This window comes from Mesorhizobium sp. B283B1A, from assembly GCF_020165735.1.
Taxonomy (GTDB): Bacteria; Pseudomonadota; Alphaproteobacteria; order Rhizobiales; family Rhizobiaceae; genus Mesorhizobium; species Mesorhizobium opportunistum.
The window spans coordinates 104,080-123,741 of the sequence record NZ_JAIUIQ010000009.1 but is presented as its reverse complement, the minus strand read 5'-3'; the positions used below and the strand labels follow the sequence as shown (position 1 = coordinate 123,741).

Genomic DNA, 19,662 nt, shown 5'->3' with positions numbered 1-19,662 from the left:
GATCGAAAAGCGGAAGGGAACCAGACACGCATGTTCATCCCGCTTTACGACACCAACAGGCTTCGCCATATCCGGCTGCAATATGTGACGATCGGCCTGATCGTGGCCAACGCGCTGGTCTATTGCGCCACCGCACTCGGCGGCGAGAACTTCACCAATGCCGCCGTGCTCGGCCTCGGCTTCATCCCGTCCGTCGTCCACGACACGGCGGAACTCGACCCGCGCTTCATCGTCATCCCGGAAAGCCTGAGCTACCTCACTTACTCCTTCCTGCACGCCGACATCTTCCACCTCGGCGGCAACATGCTGTTCCTGTGGGTGTTCGGCGACAATGTCGAGGACGCGCTCGGCCATATCCGCTACCTGATCTTCTATCTCCTGTGCGCCGTCGCCGGGGCCGCTTTCCAGGGGCTGGTCGCATGGGACTCCCAAGTGCCGCTGATCGGCGCGTCCGGCGCCATCGCCGGCGTGGTCGTCGCCTATCTCATCCTTTATCCCAGGGTGAAGGTCTGGGTGCTGGCCTTTGCCCGTATTCCCTTGCGTATTCCAGCCTTCATCCCGCTTGTCCTGTGGGTGCTGTTCCAGATCGTCATGTTCGCCGCCGGTGGCGAGGACCAGATTTCCTGGGCCTGCCACATCGGCGGCATCATCGCCGGAGCCGTGCTGGTGCTTGTCCTGCGCAGCCGTGGCGTGCCGCTGTTTGCAGGCGCCGACGAGGATATCCCGGCCGCCGCTCCCGAGCCGCCGCCGCTCGCGGCCCGGCCGGCAACGCCCGAGCCGTCCGCCGCGACGACGCGCTGGGGCCGGGGAAACCCTTCCGGCCCGAACTGAACCGATTTGAGCCGCTAGCGGCGTATTGACGTCAAGGATTGCCGCAACTACGGAAACGTCTCCGCCGCAGCCCAAGGTGGTTAAGGAGCAGCCTAGGGCGGGCAAAGACCAGAATTTCCATCCGGCCAGAATTCCGTCTGGCCGGAATTCAGTCAGGAATGTCGGCTTTCGACAACTCAGAAGGGGCGCAGGCTGTTATAGCGCGCCCAACTAGCGTGAAGAGGTGACAGGCAAATGAAGATCCTTGTGCCCGTGAAGCGGGTTGTGGATGCGAATGTGAAGGTTCGCGTGAAAGCTGATGGTTCGTCGGTTGAACTCGCCAACGTCAAGATGGCGATGAACCCGTTCGACGAGATCGCGGTCGAAGAGGCGATCCGGCTGAAGGAAGCCGGCAAGGCCGAAGAGATCATCGTCGTTTCTGTTGGACCGCAGCAGGCGCAGGAAACCTTGCGCACCGCGCTCGCCATGGGCGCCGACCGCGCCATCCTGGTCAAGACCGACGAACAGACCGAGCCGCTCGGTGTCGCCAAGGTGCTGAAGGGCGTGGTCGAGGCCGAGCAGCCCAGGCTCGTCATCCTCGGCAAGCAGGCGATCGACGACGACAGCAATCAGACCGGCCAGATGCTGGCCGCACTTCTGGGCTGGGCTCAAGGGACATTCGCCTCCAAGGTCGTGCTCGAAGGCGACAAGGCCAAGGTGACCCGCGAAGTCGACGGTGGCCTCCAGACGGTGGAACTGAAGATGCCGGCGATCGTCACCGCCGATCTTCGCCTCAACCAGCCGCGCTACGCCTCGCTGCCCAACATCATGAAGGCCAAGAAGAAGCCGCTCGACGAGAAGAGCCCGGCCGATTACGGCGCCGACGTCAAGCCGCGCCTCAAGGTCATCAAGACCGAGGAGCCGAGCGGCCGCAAGGCGGGCGTCAAGGTCAAGAGCGTCGCCGAACTGGTCGACAAGCTGAAAAACGAAGCCGGCGTGCTCTGAGATCGGAAGGAACAGATAACATGACCATTCTCCTCATCGCCGAACACGACAACGCCACCCTTTCCGACCAGACCGCCAAGGCGCTTTCGGCGGCCCTGCAGATCGGCTCGGACGTGCATGTGCTGGTGGCCGGCAAGAGCGCCAAGGGCGCCGCTGACGCCGCCGCCAAGCTCAAGGGCGTGAGCAAGGTGCTGCTCGCCGAGGCCGACGAACTCGCCGAGCACCTCGCCGAGCCGACCGCGGCACTCGTCGTGTCGCTGGCTGGCGGCTACGACACCATCATCGCGCCGGCGACCTCGTCGGGCAAGAACGTCACGCCGCGCGTGGCGGCCCTGCTCGATGTCGCGCAAGTGTCCGAGATCATCGAAGTCGTTTCGCCTGATACCTTCAAGCGCCCGATCTACGCCGGCAACGCCATCCAGACCGTGCAGTCGACCGACGCCAAGAAGGTCATCACCGTGCGCACCGCCTCCTTCCAGGCGGCGCCCGAGGGCGGCTCGGCAGCGGTCGAGACGGTGAAGGCCGCGGCCAACCCCGGCCTGTCCTCCTTTGTCGAAAACAAGCTGTCGGAGACCGACCGTCCGGAACTGACCTCGGCCAAGATCATCATCTCGGGTGGCCGTGCGCTCGGCTCCTCGGAGAAGTTCCAGGAGGTCATCCTGCCGGTCGCCGACAAGCTCGGTGCCGCCGTCGGTGCGTCCCGCGCCGCCGTCGACGCCGGCTATGCGCCGAACGACTGGCAGGTCGGCCAGACCGGCAAGGTCGTCGCCCCCGATCTCTACATCGCGGTCGGCATTTCCGGCGCCATCCAGCACCTTGCCGGCATGAAGGATTCCAAGGTCATCGTCGCCATCAACAAGGACGAGGAGGCGCCGATCTTCCAGGTTGCCGACTACGGCCTCGTCGGCGATCTCTTCGTCGTCCTGCCGGAGTTGCAGAAGGCGCTTTGACGCTCTCTGGCAAAGCGTATTAAATACCAGGGGTGGGGTAGACGAAGTCGCCCCGCCCTTTTAGTTTGCACCGCACAAAAAGCAGGCCGCAAAGGCTAAAAGCAATTCCAGCAAAAGTGCGCAGCGGTTTTGCGTCCGGAATTGCGGTAAGACAAAGAGGTGGAGCGCTTTCGCGGTTCAGGCGGAAGGGCTCCGGACGGGATCGGTGTAATGAGCAAGATCGAGACGATCGGCATCATCGGCGCAGGCCAGATGGGCGGCGGCATCGCCCATGTCTCCGCGCTATCGGGCTATAAGGTGCTGATCTACGATATTTCGCCCGACCGCATCGAGAAGGGCATCGCCACCATCAGCGGCAACATGGCCCGCCAGGTGGGGTCCGGCAAGCTCGACGAGAAACTGCGCAACCAGGCGATGGCGCGCATTACGTCCGCACCGGCGATGGCCGATCTGGCCGGCGCCGACCTGGTGATCGAGGCAGCCACCGAGGACGAGACGGTCAAGCGCAAGATCTACGCCCAGCTCTGCCCGCAGCTCAATCCTGAAGCCATTCTGGCGACCAACACCTCGTCGATCTCGATCACGCGGCTCGCCGCGCAGACCGACAGGCCGGAACGCTTCATCGGCATACATTTCATGAATCCCGTCCCGCTGATGAAGCTGGTCGAACTGGTGCGCGGCATCGCCACCGAGGACCAGACCTTCGAGGCGGCAAAGACCTATGTGAAGCAGCTCGACAAGACGATCACGGTCTCGGAGGATTTCCCGGCCTTCATCGTCAACCGCATCCTGCTACCGATGATCAACGAGGCCATTTACACCCTCTATGAAGGTGTCGGCTCGGTCGATGCCATCGACACCGCCATGCGGCTCGGCGCCAACCACCCGATGGGACCGCTGCAACTGGCCGATTTCATTGGTCTCGATACCTGCCTGTCGATCATGCAGGTGCTGCATGACGGCCTGTCGGACTCGAAATATCGCCCCTGCCCGCTGCTGGTCAAATATGTCGAGGCCGGCTGGCTCGGCCGCAAGACCGGACGCGGCTTCTATGACTATCGCGGCGAGCACCCCGTTCCGACGCGCTGACGCAATTCCAGGAAAAAGTGTGACGCGTCGGCCGTTCAGGATGCCGCGGCGAGCGGCTTGGGTGGTTCCGACCTGTCGTCGGTGATCTTATCGTCCAGCGCCACGGAAACGCATCCGCGGCCGGCCGCCTTGGCCGCATAGCAAGCGGCGTCGGCCCTTGCGATGATCTCGTCGACTTCGCCGCAATCGGCGCAGATCGCGGTAAGCCCGATGCTCGCGCCGATCGCGTGCGGCCGATTATCCCAGGTGAAATCCAGGCCGGCTATCGCATCGATGATCGAGCGTGCCGCGATCCCGGCGCTAGCGGTCGAAGCCGATTTCAGGATGACTGCGAATTCGTCGCCACCCAGCCGCGCCACGATATCTTCAGGGTCGAGCACGCCGCGAACAGCCTCGGCGACCCGCTTCAGCAAAGCGTCTCCGGCAGCGTGACCGCCGGTGTCGTTGACCAGTTTGAAGTGGTCGAGGTCGATGAACATGAACTGATGCCTGCCGCCTCCAGCCGCCGCGGCGTCCTTACGGGCCTGATCGACCAGTTCCTCCATGGTGCGGATGAAGCTCGAACGATTGGCAAGGCCGGTCAGCGCGTCGTGCGCGGCGGCATGGGCAAGCTGCCGCTGCAGGGCGCGCGCATCCGTGAAATCCTGGAAGACGATGACCAGCCCGCAGAATTCGTTGCGCTCGTTGATGATCGGCGACACCACCTGGCGGATGCTGCAGCGCGTGTCGTCGCGCCGGATGAGCACGGCTCGGCTGTTCTGGTCGGAGGGCGCCGCCGCTCCGATCGCCGGCCGTGCCACGCCGATCCTCTGCCCCGTCTCCTCGTCGACCGCCCAATAGACATGGCCGAGCGTCTTGCCGAGCGCCTCGTCGCCGGAAACGCCGGTCAGCTTCTCGGCGACCGGGTTCATGAAGGTGACGCGATTTGCGGCATCGGTGCAGATGACCGCATCACCGATGGACTGCAGCGTCACCCTGAGCCGTTCCTTCTCGTCGGCCAGCATTGCCGCTGAGACCGTCAGGCGCTCTTCGGCCTCCTTGCGCCGGGTGATGTCGGTCAAGCTGCCGATGGCCCTGGTCAAACGCCCGGCCGCGTCGCGTTCGATGGCTTTGCCGCGGTCGAGGATCCACACCCAGTGGCCGTCCTTATGACGCATCCTGAACTCGGCCTCGAAGAATTCCGTGTTGCCGTCGAGATGCGCCCGATCCGCCCTGGCAACAGCCTCGCGATCGTCGGGATGGATCATCGTCAGCCAATGGTCGGGGTCGCCATCGAGTTCGCCGTCGGCATAGCCGAGCATCTTGACCCAGGTCGAGGAGTAGGTCGTGCCGCCCTTGCGCATGTCGAGGTCCCAGACACCTTGACCGGCGCCGGCCAGCGCGAAATTCCAGCGCGTTTCGGCCTCGGCAATACGCACCTCGGCCTGCTTGCGCGCGTCGATGTCCTCGATCTGCGACACAAGATAGAGCGGCCGCCCGCTTGTCTCGTCACGAATGACGGAGCCGGCAAGATGAGCCCAGATGGGTGTGCCGTCCTTCTTGAGGTAGCGCTTCTCGAACTGGAAGGCGTGGACGGTGCCCGCCTTCAGGCCGTCCATCGTTTCGCGCCCGATCTGCAGGTCGTCGGGATGTGTGATCTGGAAGAAGGTCAGTGCCTCGATCTCCTCGCGGCTGTAGCCAAGCATGGCCGCGAAGGCCGGATTGGCCTCGATGATGCGCCCGTCCAACCCGACGACCGCGATGCCGATCGCCGAATCCTCCATGGCCCGGCGGAACCGCTGCTCGCTCTCCGCGATCTGCCGCCGGTCGTCGGAGATGCGGCGAATGAACAGGCCGGCGAGGAACAGCGCGCCGACCGCCACCGCGACCGACACTTGCAGGGAGAGCTTGAGCGCCTTGGCATCGAGGCTCAGCCTCGCGAGCAGGATCGAGGCCGCCACCATGGCAACGCAGGCCGCAAGCAGCGCCAGCGCTGCCTGCCTGTAAAATCCTGGCCCGATGGTTCCTCGCAATGTCACGATCCGTGCCACCCCCGTGGGCAATCGCTTCTTCCCGTGAAAACCTTGAAGGATCGATTTTAAGGAAAGGTTGCGTCTGGGGTACTGGCGGCATGGGAAACCGGCAAACAATTGCCGGCATGATTAAGGATCGGTATGCATCGGCCGGGACGCGGTATCGTGCTACCAGCGCACGAAAAACCGTCCGCCGAGCGCGCCAAGCAAGGCGAGCGCCGCGATCGCGATCGTATACCAGGTGGCAACGAAAAGCGGCGAATCGTCGAAACAGTGCGCGGCATAGAAGGTCGCGGCCAGCCCCCCGGCGAGCAGGCCCGCGACCGTGCCGGCAAGCACGGGCCGCGTCGGCGCGCCGTAACGCAGCATCCACAGGAAGATCGCCAGCGGGCCGATCCCGATCAGCGGGATGAAGCCCATGCAGATCATCATGTTGGAGCCGACCATGCGCGTGCCCCACAGCGCCTCCGGCACCATGAAGAGCTCCAGGCCCACCGCCACGGCCACCAGCAGCGGCGCGGCAATCATCCCGGCCACGGCCCGGCCTGTCGCGGCACCTGGCGTCGACAGGGCGCGGATCAGGGCAAAGGCGCTGATGGTCAGCACGATGGTGAAAACGAATTTGGACAAAAAGCGCATCGTGTGCGCGGCCGCCATGAAGTCGGGACGCGGACCGATCGTGAGCAGGAAAACGACTGCCGCGATGACAATGGCCGCACCGGCGGCCAGCCACCACGCTGAGCGCAACGGCATCGCCTTGCTGCCTGCATCGGCGTCCAGCGCCTTGATGAGATCGTCAGTCCTCATGTCATTCCCGCCCGAACCGACCCTGCCCAAATCTCTTGGCTATCGCGGCAAGCCCTCGATGCAGCGACACGCGCACCGCCGTCTCGCTGATGCCGAACTTCGCCGCCGTCTCGCCGATCGAGCGGCCTTCCACGGATATGGCCGAGACCACGGAACGCTGTGCCGGCGGTAGTCCGCCCAAGGCCCGGTTTATGTCGCGTTCGCTGACGGTCTCGGTTTCCGGCTCGGCGAACGTCTCGGCGATGTCGTCGACGTCGATCTCGATGCGCCGTCCGCGCCGCCGGAATGCATCGATAAGCTTGAAGCGGGCGATCGCATAGACCCAGGGCAATACCGGCGCGTCCTGGCGCCAGGTATGCCGTTTCACATGAATGGCCAGCAAGGTTTCCTGCACGACATCCTCGGGATCGACCCCGCCCTGCACGATCTTGCGCCTGACAAAACCGCGCACCAGCGCGGCGATCCGATGCAGAAAGTCGGCGTAGGCCCTTTCATCTCCCGCGATCGCGGCCCGCAACAGTCGGGAAAGCTCGGCCTCGTCCTTGCCGCTCACAAGAGTTCACTCCCCGATTTTCGCGCCTCGGTGCTGATTTGTTACGTGGCCGGCGAAATAATGTCCAAGCCAAACTACGGGCAAGTCACGAAAGTTTGCGGGTCCTGAAGCCCGGCCGCCCACCGCCTTACAGGCGTTGCGAGTACGCTTGGCGAAGAAGCCGCCGATCCGGCCTTCCATCACGTGGAATTGTCCCTCTCGTAGCTCAGCGACCGACTGAAGCAGATCGACAATGTTGACTACCGGTGTCAGGTATAGATAGGTGCAGCGTGCCAAGACCAACGAGATCGAGGATGACGTCATGAAATACACCCTTTGCGCCCTTGCCGGTGCCACCGCGCTTGCAATCGGCCTGGCCGCCGGTCCGGCCATGGCCGAAGATGCCGGCATCATCGTCTACAACGCCCAGCACGAAAGCCTGGCCAAGGAATGGGCTGAAGGGTTCACTAAGGAAACCGGCATCAAGGTCACCTTGCGCAATGGCGGCGACAGCGATTTCTCCAATCAGATCGTCGCCGAAGGCACCGCCTCGCCCGCCGACGTGTTCCTGACGGAGAATTCGCCGGCCATGGTGCTGGTCGAGAACGCCGGCCTGTTCGCGCCGGTCGACGCCGACACGCTGGCCCAGGTCCCGCAGGACTATCAGGCGGCCAGCGGCAAATGGGTGGGTGTGGCCGCGCGCAGCACCGTTTTTGCCTACAACACCAAGCTCAAGGCCGACCAGTTGCCTAAGTCACTGCTCGATCTCGCCGACCCGAGCTGGAAGGGCCGTTGGGCCGCGTCGCCCTCGGGCGCCGATTTCCAAGCCATCGTCAGCGCATTGCTGCAGCTCAAGGGCGAGGCCGCAACGGCGGACTGGCTGAAGGGGATGAAGGCGAACTTCACCGCCTATAAGGGCAACAGCACCGTGATGAAGGCGGTCAACGCCGGCGAGATCGAAGGCGGCGTGATCTACCACTATTACTATTTCGGCGATCAGGCCAAGACCGGCGAAAACAGCAAGAACGTCGCGCTGCACTATTTCAAGAACCAGGATCCGGGCGCTTTCGTCTCGGTCTCGGGTGGCGGCGTGCTTGCCTCGAGCAAGCACCCGAAGGAAGCCCAGGCATTCCTGAAATGGGTGACCGGCAAGGGCGGCCAGGACGTGCTGAAGAACGGAACCTCCTTCGAATACGCGGTCGGCAAGGGCGCGGAGTCCAATCCCAAGCTGGTGCCGCTGGTCGACCTGCAGGCGCCGAAGGTCGACGCCGCGACGCTGAACTCCAAGAAGGTCACCGACCTGATGACGGCAGCCGGCTTGCTTTAGTTGTCGTTCGTCCTAATAAGGGCAACCGACCGTGCTCCCGCGGGACTTTGCCTTCCGCGGGAGCGTTTTGTTTTCGAGATGCATTCGTCCATGACGACACGCTGCGTTCCTGACCGCGACCGTGGTCCCATGATTGCCGCCGCCGCGCCGCAACCGATCGGCGCCTGAGCCGATGCAGTCGGCGGTCGATCTCGCGCGCCCGGGCCTGCCGCCGAAGGTGCGCCGAAAGGCGCGGCGACGCGCGGCACGCTGGCTCGTCGTCGCCGCAATCTTCGTCGCCCTGCTGGCGCTGCTGCCGCTCGCCTTCATCGTATGGACAGCGGTGCAAACGGGCTGGGAGACCGTCTCTGCGCTGGTCTTCCGGCCGCGGGTCGGCGAGCTGCTAGTCAACACCGGCCTGCTGGTGCTGTTGGCCGTGCCGATCGCCATCGTCCTGTCGGTGGCGCTCGCCTGGCTGACCGAGCGCAGCGACCTGCCCGGCGCCCGGTTCTGGGCCTGGCTGTGCGTGGCGCCGCTCGCCATCCCCGCTTTCGTGCACAGCTACGCCTGGATCACCATGGTGCCCGGGCTGCACGGCCTGTGGGCCGGCGTGCTTGTCTCCGTGATCGCCTACTTCCCGTTCCTCTATCTGCCGGTGTCGGCGGCGCTGCGCCGGCTCGATCCCGCCCTCGAGGACGCGGCTGCGGCACTTGGCCTTGGACCCTGGCGGGTCTTCCGGCGCGTGGTGTTGCCGCAGCTCAGGCTCGCGATCTGCGGTGGTTCGCTGCTGGTTGGGCTGCATCTGCTGGCCGAATATGGCCTTTATGTCTTCATCCGCTTCGATACCTTCACCACCGCGATCATCGACCAGTTCCAGTCGACCTTCAATGGACCGGCCGCCAACATGCTGGCCGGCGTCCTGGTGACCTGCTGCTTCGTGCTTCTGGGCCTGGAAGTGCTGGTGCGTGGTGAGGAACGCTATGCCCGTGTCGGCTCCGGCGCGGCGCGGCATCAGCAACGGGCGCGCCTTGGCCATGCCACCATCCCCAGCCTGGCCTTGCTTGCCGTCGTCACGCTGCTGGCGCTTGGCGTGCCGTTCGTGACCATCGGCCGCTGGCTGCTCGCCGGCGGCGCCGATGTCTGGCGGCTCGACGAGATCGGCCTGGCGCTCGGCCAGACGCTGTTCCTGTCGCTTGCCGGCGCTTTGCTCGCCACCGTCGCCGCCATGCCGATGGCCTGGATCTCGATCCGCGCGCCGGGGCCATTGCAGCGCCTTCTCGAAGGTTGCAACTACATCGTCGGCTCGCTACCGGGTGTGGTCATTGCATTGGCTCTGGTCACCATCACCGTGCGTATCGCCCTGCCGCTCTATCAGACGCTGTTCACCATCCTGGTCGCTTATGCGCTCATGTTCCTGCCGCGTGCCCTGGTCAGCCTGCGGGCGTCGATCGCCCAGGCACCGGTCGAGCTCGAGCGCGCCGCGTCCAGCCTCGGCCGGCGTCCGCTCAACGCCCTGTGGTCGACGACGATCCGACTGTCGGCGCCGGGTGCGGCGGCCGGCATGGCCCTCGTGGCGCTCGGCATCATGAACGAGCTGACCGCGACCCAGATGCTGGCGCCGAATGGCACCCGCACGCTGGCGATGGCGTTCTGGTCCTACAGCGGCGAGATCGATTACGCCTCGGCCGCCCCTTACGCCTTCATCATGGTGGCGATGTCGCTGCCGCTGACCTGGCTGCTCTATGTCCAGTCGAAACGGATGGCCGGACGATGAGCTTTCTTGAACTCCGCGATCTGCACAAGCATTACGGCCCGGTCGCCGCACTGGCCGGCGTCGACCTCAGCATCGCCAGCGGCAGCCGCACGGCGATCGTCGGTCCATCCGGCTGCGGCAAGACGACCTTGCTGCGGCTGATCGCCGGCTTCGAGGCGCCGGACCAGGGCCGCATCGTGCTCGACGGCGAGGTGCTGGCCAATGGCGGCGTTGCCGTTCCGGCACATCGCCGCGGCATTGGCGTGGTGGCGCAGGACGGCGCCCTGTTCCCGCATCTGACCATATCGGACAATATCGGTTTCGGCATGAGCCGCAGCGAGGACAGGCGCGCCGAACGCATCGTCGAGCTCGCCTATATTGTCGGGCTGGACAAGGCGATCCTCAAGCGCCGTCCGCACGAGCTTTCCGGCGGCCAGCAGCAGCGTGTGGCGCTCGCCCGCGCCATGGCGATGAAGCCCAGGCTGATGCTGCTCGACGAGCCGTTCTCGGCGCTCGACACCGGCCTGCGCGCCTCGATGCGCAAGGCGGTGGCCGAACTGCTGGAGGCCGCCGGCATCACCACCATCCTGGTGACGCACGACCAGGCCGAGGCGCTGTCCTTTGCAGCCCAGGTGGCGGTCATGCGCGACGGAAAATTCTCGCAGGTCGGCACGCCGCGCGAGCTCTATCTCCGGCCGAAGGACAGGATGATCGCCGAGTTCCTCGGCGATGCCATCATCCTGCCGGCCAGGATATCGGGCGGCTTCGCCAGCTCGCCGCTGGGCCGCATCGCGGTCGATTCCCCGGACAGCCGCGATGTCGCCCGCATCATGCTGCGGCCGGAGCAGATCGCGCTGAAACGGACATCGCGCGAAGGCATGTCGGGCACCCCTGACATGCTGTTCGGCGAAGTGACGGAATCCGAATTCGCCGGCTCGACATGCACGATTGCGGTGCGGCTCCTCAACAATTTCGATCCGCCGGACGCCGCCGCCATTGGCAACACGCCACTGATCCTGCGCAAATCCGGCATGGACGCACCGGCGGTCGGCGAGATCGTGCGGCTCACCGTGTCAGGCAAGGCGCACGTCTTCGCCTGAACGGCTCCAATGCGGATCAAGATGCGGCCTCAGCCTATCTCCGGTGCGATGCCCGGCAAGACGAGCGCGCCGGTCTCGGCTGAATAGGTCGGCCACCGCTCGAGAAAATCGCAGCCATGCACGACCACGCGCTGGTTGGCGCTGTCGATGAGGATGACCGCATAGGAGGGCGGCGCCTGCTCGACGGTCTCGCTCGATCGGCCAAGCGCAAGCTCGAACCGGGCGTGCAGGCCGCGCTGCGCCGAGAACGGAATGCCGGCGACCGTGCCGGCGATGTCGCGATGGACATGGCCGAAGAAGATGTGGCGGACATTGCCATGGTCCCGCAGCAGTCCCAGCAGCCGCTCGGGTTGTTCGAGCGCCAGCGGGTCGAGCTGCGGCAGGCCGAGCGCGACCGGCGGATGGTGCAGGAAAATGTAGGCGGGTCTGGCGGCCGATTGTTCAAGCCGGGCTTCCAGCCAGGCAAGCCGCGTTCCGCACAGTTCGCCTTCGACGCGCCCTTCGGCCAGGCAGTCGAGGAACAGCAAGACTTCATCCCCGCTGTCATGGACCGACTGCACGAAGCCGCTCTCGTCGACCGGAATTTCCGGAAACGCCGCGACGAGATTGGCCCTTCTGTCATGGTTGCCCGGCAGCAGCCGCCAGGGCATCGGCAGCGTGCCCAGAGCGGTCCTGAGAGCGGCATAGCTCTCCGGCGCGCCGGTCTCGGTCAGGTCGCCGGTGAAGACGCAAAGTGCCGCATCGGCGTGATGCGCATTGATGTGCGCGATGCATGAGGCCAGCCGCTGATGCAGGTCCGCGCCGAAGCGGCGCTCGCCTTGCCGGCCAAGATGCACATCCGTGACCTGAATGATTTTCATGATGCTTTCCTGGAGGTGCCGAAGGCCGAAGGTCTGTCTCCGGGCGATGATAGAGGCTTCGGGATCAGAGCGCCGGTTCGGGAACGGAAGCCTTGAAGACATCAAGGCGGGTTCCGGTCTCCGACGAGAAGAAATGCATGTCATTGGGCGAAAGCATCAGGCCGACGGTACTGCCGGGCTCGGGGTGCACGGCCTCCGACGTCATCACCGAAAACGGCGCCCCGTCGAGATCGACATAGATGACACGCCCGGCGCCCAGTTCCTCGACCAGGTCGACTGAGGCCTTGAGGGAGCCCGTCGTGCCCGGCGCCACCAGCCGGACGGCTTCCGGCCGGATGCCCATCGCCACCTTGGTGCCGACCGGCAGGCCGGCGCGGGCCATGGTCAGGCGCCGGCTGCCGTCGAGCAGCGACAACCCGTCGAGTTCGACCGTGCCTTCGAGCATGTTCATCGCCGGCGCGCCGACGAAGGTGGCGACGAAGCGGCTGGCCGGACGGGTATAGATCTCGCCAGGCGTGCCGACCTGCTCGACCCGTCCGCCATTCATCACCACCAGCCGATCGGCGAGCGTCATCGCCTCGACCTGGTCATGGGTAACGAAAACGGAGGTGGCATTCAGCCGGCGGTGCAGCTTGCGGATTTCCGACCGCATCTGCACGCGCAGCTTGGCATCGAGATTGGACAACGGTTCGTCGAACAGGAACACTTTCGGTTCGCGGATCATGGCGCGCCCCATGGCGACGCGCTGCCGCTGGCCGCCGGAAAGCGCCATCGGCTTGCGGTCGAGCAGCTGTTCGAGTTCCAGCGTGCGCGCGACCGCCTGGATGCGCTGGGTACGCTCGGCGGCGGGAACGCCGGCGACCTTGAGCGAATAGCCGATGTTCTGCGCCACGCTCATATGCGGATAGAGTGCGTAGTTCTGGAACACCATGGCGCAGCCGCGCTCGCGCGGCTCCAGTCTGTTGACCACCGTGCCGTCGATCGCGATCTCGCCACCCGAGATATCCTCCAGCCCGGCGATCATGCGCAGCAGAGTGGACTTGCCGCAGCCCGACGGACCAAGGATGACGACGAATTCGCCCGACGCGATATCGAGGTCGACGCCGTGCACGACCTGCGTCTTGGCGTAGTTCTTCTTGACGCCGCGTATTGTTACGGAGGCCATGTTTGTCTCCTTATTTTTCGGTGGCGATCAGGCCGCGCACGATCCAACGTTGCATGAGCACCACGACGGCCAGCGGCGGCAGCATGATGATCAGCGTGCCGGCCATGGCGATGTGCCATTCCGGAGTGCCGCCGACATTGGGAATGAGTTGCTTCAACTCGGTCACTGCCATCGCATGCGACTGGTCGGTTGTGATGAGCAGCGGCCACAGATACTGGTTCCAGGCCCACAGGAACATGATGGTGCCGAGTGCCGCCATGTTGTTGCGCGACAGCGGTAGAAGGACATCGATGAAGAAGCGTAGCGGCCCGGCGCCGTCCATGCGCGCGGCCTCGGTCAGCTCGTCCGGCACGGTCAGGAAGAACTGCCGATAGAGGAACGTGCCGGTGGCGGTGGCGACCAGCGGCAGGATCAGTCCGGAGTAGGAATTGAGCAACCCAAGGCTGAGCGAGACCTGCACGCCCGACACCTTCTCGATCAGCCAGCTCAAGCCTGTCACGTCGAGGATGGTCTGATAGGGCGACAGCACGTTGGCGACGACCGCGTAGGTCGGCACGATGCGCACTTCCAGCGGCAGCATCAGCGTCACGAAGATCAGCCAGAAGATGAACATCCGGCCGGGAAAGCGGAAATAGACGATCGAGAAGGCGGTGAGCGCTGAAATGATCACTTTGCCCGCCGCGACGCCGCCGGCGACGATGAAGCTGTTCAGTAGCTTGGGGCCGAGATCCGCCGTCACCCACGCTGTCTTGATGTTGACCCAGAAGTCGCTGCCCGGCAGCAGCGACATCGGCACGTCGTTGACGTCTTTCAGATTGTGCGATGCGGCGATAGCGACGATCAAGAACGGCGCGACGCAGAAGACAAAGCCTATGAACAGGATCAGATGTGTGAAGAAATTGAGGAATGGGGTGCGCTCGACCATGTCACCCTCACCGGTAGTGTACGCGCCGCTCGATGAAGCGGAACTGGAAGATGGTGAGCACGATGATGAGCAGCATCAGGATGATGCTCTGCGCGGCCGCGCCTGAATAATCGAGGCCTTTGAAGCCGTCGGAATAGATCTTGTAGACCATCAGGTTGGTCGCGTTCGCCGGGCCGCCGGCGGTCATGATATCGACGATGCCGAACGAATCCTGGAAGCTTTCGGTGATGTTGATGACCAGCAGGAAGAAGATCGTCGGCGTGATCAGCGGGAACTGAATATCCCAGAACCGCCTGATGACACCGGAGCCGTCCATCGCCGCCGCCTCGATCAGCGAACGCGGGATGGCCTGGAACGCGGCCAGGAAGAAAATGAAGTTATAGCCGACATATTTCCAGGAGAAGGCGACGATGATCGACGCCATGGCATCCGCGCCATCGAGACCCGGATCCCAGATCCCCGGCCACATCCGGTTGATGACGGAAAGGAACCCCGCCTCCGGCGCCAGAATGAAGCGGAATGCCAGCGCCAGTGCCGGCGCGGCGATGCCGTACGGCCAGATCAGCACCACGCGATAGAAGCGCGAGCCGGTGAGTTGCCGATCGGTCAGCGCAGCCAGCACGAGCGCGATGAACATCGCCAGGCCGGTGCTGATCCCGGCAAAGACCAGGCTGGCGGTGATCGAGTTCCAATAGTCGGCATTGGACAGGATCGAGCGGAAATTATCGAGCCCGACCCAGATATTGCCACCGCCCCAGGGCTGCTGCAGCGTCAGCGACCAGTATACGGCCTGGCCTGCCGGCCAGTAGAAGAACGTGAAGATCAGCAGCAACTGCGGCACCGCGAAGAGGATGCCGATCGTCCATCTGCTGAAAGTAACGCGTTTTTCCATCGGTCCGCCGGCGCCGCTAGACAGCTAGCTCAAAGCAAAAGTGAGATTAATAACGAAATGGCCGCCCGTCGACCCAGGTATGATCCCGAAACGGAAGGTCATGCTTGGGAGCGTCCGCGAGCGGCCATGAGTTTGTCGCGATCAGGGCAAGGTCTTGCCCGGATAGGTCTGCTGGAAGCGGTCGAGAATGGCGTCGCCATTCTTGACCAGCGTGTCGAGACCTTCCTGGACACTGACCTTGTTGGCGAAGATCGCCTGCATCTGCGTGCCGAACTCGGCTCGGATCTGGGTGAAATTGCCCAGGCGGATACCGCGGGTGATCTCGGTCGGCTCGGACGCGGTCAAACTGGCGATCGCGACCTCACGCCCCTTATAGGGCGCCTTGTCGTAGAACCCCTGGCCCTTCATGTAATCGAAGCCCGACTTGGTCACCGGGATGTAGCCGGTGTTGGTCGACCAGAACAGCGCCGTCTTCGGATCGTGGATGAAGTTGAGGAACGCCGCCGCGCCCTTGTATTCCGCATCCGACTTGCCCGAGAGAACCCACAGCGAAGCGCCGCCGACGAGTGAATTCTTGCGCTCGGTGCCGGCATAGACCGGCAATTCGGCGACATCCCAGTTCATGCCTTCCTTCTGGGTCCTGCCGACGGTGCCGTGGTCGCCGACCGAGGTCAGGATCACCTGGCAGGTGCCGGAAGCGAAGGCCTGGACCATGTCCTGCCCAAGATCCTTGGACTTGATCTTGATCAGGCCGGAATCATACCACTTCTTGAGATCGGTGACGTATTGGACGAACTTGGTCTTGTTGACTTCGAGACGGGCGTCGAGGCCGTCATAGCCGTTATTCTTGGTGGCGATCGGCTGGTTGTGGATCGCCGAGAACTGCTCCATCAACTGCCAGCTTTCGTTGGCCGAGATGTTGATCGCCATCGGGCATTCATAGCCGGCGTCCTTCATGGCCTGAAGGTCGGCGCCGACGTCTTCCCAGGTCTTCGGCGCTTCGGTCTTGCCGATCTTGGCGAAGGCGTCCTTGTTCCAGTACATCAGCGCGGTCGAGGAATTGAACGGGAAGGACAGCATCTCGCCTTTCGACGTCGCGTAGTAGCGCGCAATGCCGGGGAAATAGTCCGAGTAGTCGATCTTGTAGCCATTCTCTTCCATCAACTTGTCGGCGGGCTTGTAGGCGCCCGACAGCATCATGGTGGCGGTGCCGACGTCATAAACCTGGACGACGGTGGGCTGTTTGCCGGCCCGGAAGGCGGCGATGGTGTTCTGAAGCGTGGCGTCGTAATTGCCCTGGCTGGTGCAGACGACTTCATAGTCCTTCTGCGATTCGTTGAAGTTCTTGCACATCGTGTCGACGACGCGGGCGAGGTCGCCCGAAAGGCCGAACCAGAAGTCGAATTTCACCGGCTCCGCGAAGGCAGGAACCGCCAGCGCGCTGCCGAGCGCGCCAGCGGCAAGGGCAGCGAGGCCCCGCTTGAAGATGGTCATGATTTTTTCCCTCTTGAATGGCTGTTGACAGGGGTCTTGCGCAAATCCTTGCCCGCTCTCTTAGAGAAGGTATGTGACAGTTCTGTTGTGGCCTCTCGGGCCTGTGGACAGCCAGTCTTTCCTCCCCCTCGGCGGTTGCCCCGGCATGAAAACGTCACACCGGCGCCCTAGGTAGCTAGGGCGGCTGTCGAGGACGTAAAGACCATCAAAGCCGTCATGATTAACCGGCTAAAGGGATGATGAAATGCTGGTGCGGAAGCTGACGCATGTACCCGTCGCCAACAGGCAGGCCATGTGCGACAGGCAGGCCATGTGCATGAAGCCCTGGCAGTGACCGTTCGCCTGAAATAGCTGGCTTCGGCCGGAATATCCCGTTGCCGCGGCGCGGCTACGTCCGTGGAGCACGCTGTGGTTGCAGGCGTCTTCATAGATCCTTCAACGGCCAAGCATTAATCAGTCATATCTCCGGTTTTATTTCCAAGGGGTTGGGGGAAATAAGATGTTGACGGTCTATAATTGTATCGTGAACCAGCACGATCTGAGACTGGTCGCACTCGCCGCGCTGATCTGCGGTATTTCCTGTTTCTCCGCCGTCAACCTGCTTCACCACATCAGTCGCTCGACCGACCGGAACCGTCTGGTCTGGCTGATGATCGCGGCGACCTCGACCGGCTTCGGCATCTGGGCAACGCATTTCATCGCCATGCTTGCCTTCACGCCGGGCATACCGAGCGCCTACGATCCGGAGCTCTCCGTGCTCTCGCTCGCTGCCTCGGTCGCACTGACGGCGGCCGGCATGTGGATCGCCACCTTGCGGGACGAGTTCGACCATCATCTCGTCGGCGGCGCCATCCTGGGCGGCGGTATCGCCGCCATGCATTACATCGGCATGGCGGCATTCGAGGTCCAGGGCCGGATCGAATGGAACCTGCTGCTTGTCGCCGCTTCCCTGCTCTCCGGCGTGGCGCTCGCGGCGCTGGCGCTGCGCACCGTTCTGCGCCGCCCCTCTCTGTCGGCGACATCGGTCGGCGCGCTGCTGCTGACGCTGGCGATCTGCATTTTGCATTTCATCGGCATGGGCGCGGTCTCGATCTTTCCTGATTCCTCGATCGTCATATCCGAATACACCATCGAGCCGACCTCGCAGGCTTTCGCGGCCGCTGCCGCCACGCTGGTGATCCTGGTGTTGTCGGCATCGGCGCTGTGGATCGATCTGCGCTTTCGCCGCCAGAAGCTCGAGGTAGACCGCATGCACGGCCTGGCCAACGCCGCCGTGGAGGGCCTGATCGTCTGCGACGGCAACCGCATCGTCAGCGCCAATGACAGCATGGGCAAGCTGACCGGCACGGTGGCCGCAATGCTGAACGGCACGGAGCTGGACGGTCTCTTCGACGAACACGCCGTATCCGGCACGGCCAGCCTGGAGGGCCAGCCGCGAGAGGCGGAGTTGAAAAACCGCGACGGAACGCGAATTCCCGTCGAGCTGATCGCCCGAAGCATCGATTATTGCGGCAAGCCCCACAATGTCATTGCCGTCCGCGACATCCGCGAACGCAAGAAGGCGGAGCAGGAGATCCTTCGCCTCGCCCATTTCGACCCCTTGACGGGACTTGCCAATCGCCGCTCCTTTTCCGTCCGTCTCGACGCGGAAATCGCGTCCATGAACCGCATCGGGAACACCGGCGCAGACGTCAAGGGCAGGCATCTTGCACTCCTGCTGCTCGACCTCGACCGCTTCAAGGAGGTGAACGACCTCTATGGACACGGCGCCGGAGATGCGATGCTGCAGAGGGTGGCAAGCTGCGCTGCCGGCGTTCTGCGTCCCGGGCAAATGCTGGCGCGCCTCGGCGGCGACGAATTCGCCATCATCGCCCCCAACCTGCCCGACCCGCAGGCGGCGGGCCGCATCGCGGGCGCAGTGCTCGCCGCCATGCGCGAGGAAAACCGGGCAGCCGTCGGCGGCGGTCTGGTCTCGGCCAGCATCGGCATAGCGATCTATCCGCTCGATGCCGATGACCAGACCAGCCTGATCAGCCATGCCGACACGGCACTCTATCGCGCCAAGACCGAAGGCAGGGACACCTATCGCTATTTCGAGGCGTCGATGGGTGCCGAGGCCCGCGACAAGCGTGTGATGGAGCACGAATTGCGCCAGGCCGTGGCGCGTGGCGAATTCTATCTCGTCTATCAGCCGCAGAAGGAGATCAGCAGCGGCAGGATGGTTGGCTTCGAAGCCCTGATCCGCTGGCGCCATCCCGAGCGTGGCGAGGTCTCACCCGCCATATTCATCCCGGTGGCCGAGGACAGCGGCGCCATCGGGCAGATCGGCGACTGGGTACTCGAGGCTGCCTGCGAGGAGGCCGTCCGCTGGGAAAACCCGCTCATGGTCGCCGTCAACGTCTCCGCCGTACAGCTCCACAATCCCAATTTCAGCCGCAAGGTGCACGAGACCTTGCTGAAGACAGGCCTTGCAGCGACAAGGCTGGAACTCGAGATCACCGAAACCGCGCTGGTGAAGGACATGCCGCGCGCCCTGGCAACCCTGCGGCAGGTCAAGGCGCTTGGCGTGCGCGTGGCCATGGACGATTTCGGAACCGGCTACTCCTCCCTCTCCAACCTGCGCGCCTTCCCCTTCGACAAGATCAAGATCGATTCTTCCTTCATCAAGGCGGTGGACACCAACGGCCAGGTCGCGGCGATCGTGCGCGCCGTGCTGGGGCTGGGGCGCGGCCTTGGCCTGCCGGTCCTGGCGGAGGGCGTCGAGACGCTTGGCGAGTTGAAGTTCCTGGACGCCGAGGCCTGTGAGATCGGCCAGGGCTATTATCTCGGCAAACCGGCGCCGATCGAGGCGTTCGACGACCTGACCGGCCTCGGCAAGCGCGCGTCGCTGCGCGCCGACCGCCAGGGTGGCAGCCTCCTATTGCCTAGGCCAAACGTACGTTCGGCGTAAAACGGTCGCCCG

General features: G+C 64.0%; 16 protein-coding genes. 8 read left to right on the top strand and 8 right to left on the bottom strand.

Annotated elements, in window-relative coordinates; translation table 11 throughout:
• Window positions 1–30 precede the first annotated feature (30 nt).
• The 4 genes from LB577_RS10015 to LB577_RS10000 all read left to right on the top strand — a co-directional run bounded on the left by LB577_RS10015 (window position 31) and on the right by LB577_RS10000 (window position 3,854).
• Window positions 31–831 carry a rhomboid family intramembrane serine protease gene (locus tag LB577_RS10015; protein WP_224686588.1) on the top strand — a complete coding sequence of 267 codons (801 nt, stop codon included), beginning with the start codon at window positions 31–33 and terminating at the stop codon, window positions 829–831.
• A 234-nt stretch (window positions 832–1,065) separates the two neighbouring features.
• Window positions 1,066–1,815: an electron transfer flavoprotein subunit beta/FixA family protein gene (locus tag LB577_RS10010; RefSeq protein ID WP_224686587.1), complete on the top strand. Its 750-nt coding sequence runs from the start codon at window positions 1,066–1,068 to the stop codon at window positions 1,813–1,815.
• 20 nt (window positions 1,816–1,835) lie between these two features.
• Complete coding sequence (locus LB577_RS10005; protein WP_224686586.1) at window positions 1,836–2,765, top strand: electron transfer flavoprotein subunit alpha/FixB family protein; 930 nt, start codon at window positions 1,836–1,838, stop codon at window positions 2,763–2,765.
• Between the two features lie 210 nt (window positions 2,766–2,975).
• Entirely contained in the window at window positions 2,976–3,854 is an 879-nt protein-coding gene (locus LB577_RS10000) for a 3-hydroxybutyryl-CoA dehydrogenase (RefSeq protein WP_224686585.1), read from the top strand.
• Between the two features lie 35 nt (window positions 3,855–3,889).
• Here the strand turns inward: LB577_RS10000 and LB577_RS09995 are convergent, their stop codons facing one another.
• The 3 genes from LB577_RS09995 to LB577_RS09985 all read right to left on the bottom strand — a co-directional run bounded on the left by LB577_RS09995 (window position 3,890) and on the right by LB577_RS09985 (window position 7,226).
• Window positions 3,890–5,872, bottom strand: a complete 1,983-nt coding sequence (locus LB577_RS09995) for a PAS domain S-box protein (RefSeq protein ID WP_224686584.1) — start codon at window positions 5,870–5,872, stop codon at window positions 3,890–3,892.
• A gap of 162 nt (window positions 5,873–6,034) precedes the next feature.
• On the bottom strand, window positions 6,035–6,673 hold the full coding sequence (locus LB577_RS09990) for an NrsF family protein (RefSeq protein ID WP_224686583.1): 639 nt from the start codon (window positions 6,671–6,673) through the stop codon (window positions 6,035–6,037).
• A gap of 1 nt (window position 6,674) precedes the next feature.
• Window positions 6,675–7,226 carry a sigma-70 family RNA polymerase sigma factor gene (locus LB577_RS09985; protein WP_013892831.1) on the bottom strand — a complete coding sequence of 184 codons (552 nt, stop codon included), beginning with the start codon at window positions 7,224–7,226 and terminating at the stop codon, window positions 6,675–6,677.
• Between the two features lie 301 nt (window positions 7,227–7,527).
• Between LB577_RS09985 and LB577_RS09980 the strand changes: the two genes are divergently transcribed.
• The 3 genes from LB577_RS09980 to LB577_RS09970 all read left to right on the top strand — a co-directional run bounded on the left by LB577_RS09980 (window position 7,528) and on the right by LB577_RS09970 (window position 11,364).
• Window positions 7,528–8,532: an iron ABC transporter substrate-binding protein gene (locus tag LB577_RS09980; RefSeq protein WP_224686638.1), complete on the top strand. Its 1,005-nt coding sequence runs from the start codon at window positions 7,528–7,530 to the stop codon at window positions 8,530–8,532.
• Window positions 8,533–8,704: 172 nt separating this feature from the next.
• Window positions 8,705–10,285: an ABC transporter permease gene (locus LB577_RS09975; protein WP_224686582.1), complete on the top strand. Its 1,581-nt coding sequence runs from the start codon at window positions 8,705–8,707 to the stop codon at window positions 10,283–10,285.
• On the top strand, window positions 10,282–11,364 hold the full coding sequence (locus LB577_RS09970) for an ABC transporter ATP-binding protein (protein WP_023763897.1): 1,083 nt from the start codon (window positions 10,282–10,284) through the stop codon (window positions 11,362–11,364). Before LB577_RS09975 ends, LB577_RS09970 begins: the two co-directional genes overlap by 4 nt.
• A gap of 29 nt (window positions 11,365–11,393) precedes the next feature.
• On the opposite strand, the gene LB577_RS09965 is transcribed toward LB577_RS09970, so the two are convergent.
• From LB577_RS09965 to LB577_RS09945, 5 genes are all read right to left on the bottom strand, one after another.
• A complete protein-coding gene (locus tag LB577_RS09965; RefSeq protein WP_224686581.1) occupies window positions 11,394–12,224 on the bottom strand; it encodes a phosphodiesterase in 831 nt (276 codons plus the stop codon).
• Window positions 12,225–12,288: 64 nt separating this feature from the next.
• Window positions 12,289–13,389, bottom strand: a complete 1,101-nt coding sequence (locus LB577_RS09960) for a sn-glycerol-3-phosphate import ATP-binding protein UgpC (RefSeq protein ID WP_224686580.1) — start codon at window positions 13,387–13,389, stop codon at window positions 12,289–12,291.
• A 10-nt stretch (window positions 13,390–13,399) separates the two neighbouring features.
• Window positions 13,400–14,314 carry an ABC transporter permease subunit gene (locus LB577_RS09955; RefSeq protein ID WP_224686579.1) on the bottom strand — a complete coding sequence of 305 codons (915 nt, stop codon included), beginning with the start codon at window positions 14,312–14,314 and terminating at the stop codon, window positions 13,400–13,402.
• A gap of 7 nt (window positions 14,315–14,321) precedes the next feature.
• Window positions 14,322–15,206: a carbohydrate ABC transporter permease gene (locus tag LB577_RS09950; protein ID WP_224686578.1), complete on the bottom strand. Its 885-nt coding sequence runs from the start codon at window positions 15,204–15,206 to the stop codon at window positions 14,322–14,324.
• 141 nt (window positions 15,207–15,347) lie between these two features.
• Complete coding sequence (locus LB577_RS09945; RefSeq protein ID WP_224686577.1) at window positions 15,348–16,700, bottom strand: extracellular solute-binding protein; 1,353 nt, start codon at window positions 16,698–16,700, stop codon at window positions 15,348–15,350.
• 499 nt (window positions 16,701–17,199) lie between these two features.
• Here LB577_RS09945 and LB577_RS09940 point away from each other — a divergent pair, with 499 nt between their 5' ends.
• On the top strand, window positions 17,200–19,650 hold the full coding sequence (locus LB577_RS09940; protein WP_224686576.1) for an EAL domain-containing protein: 2,451 nt from the start codon (window positions 17,200–17,202) through the stop codon (window positions 19,648–19,650).
• Window positions 19,651–19,662: the final 12 nt, after the last annotated feature.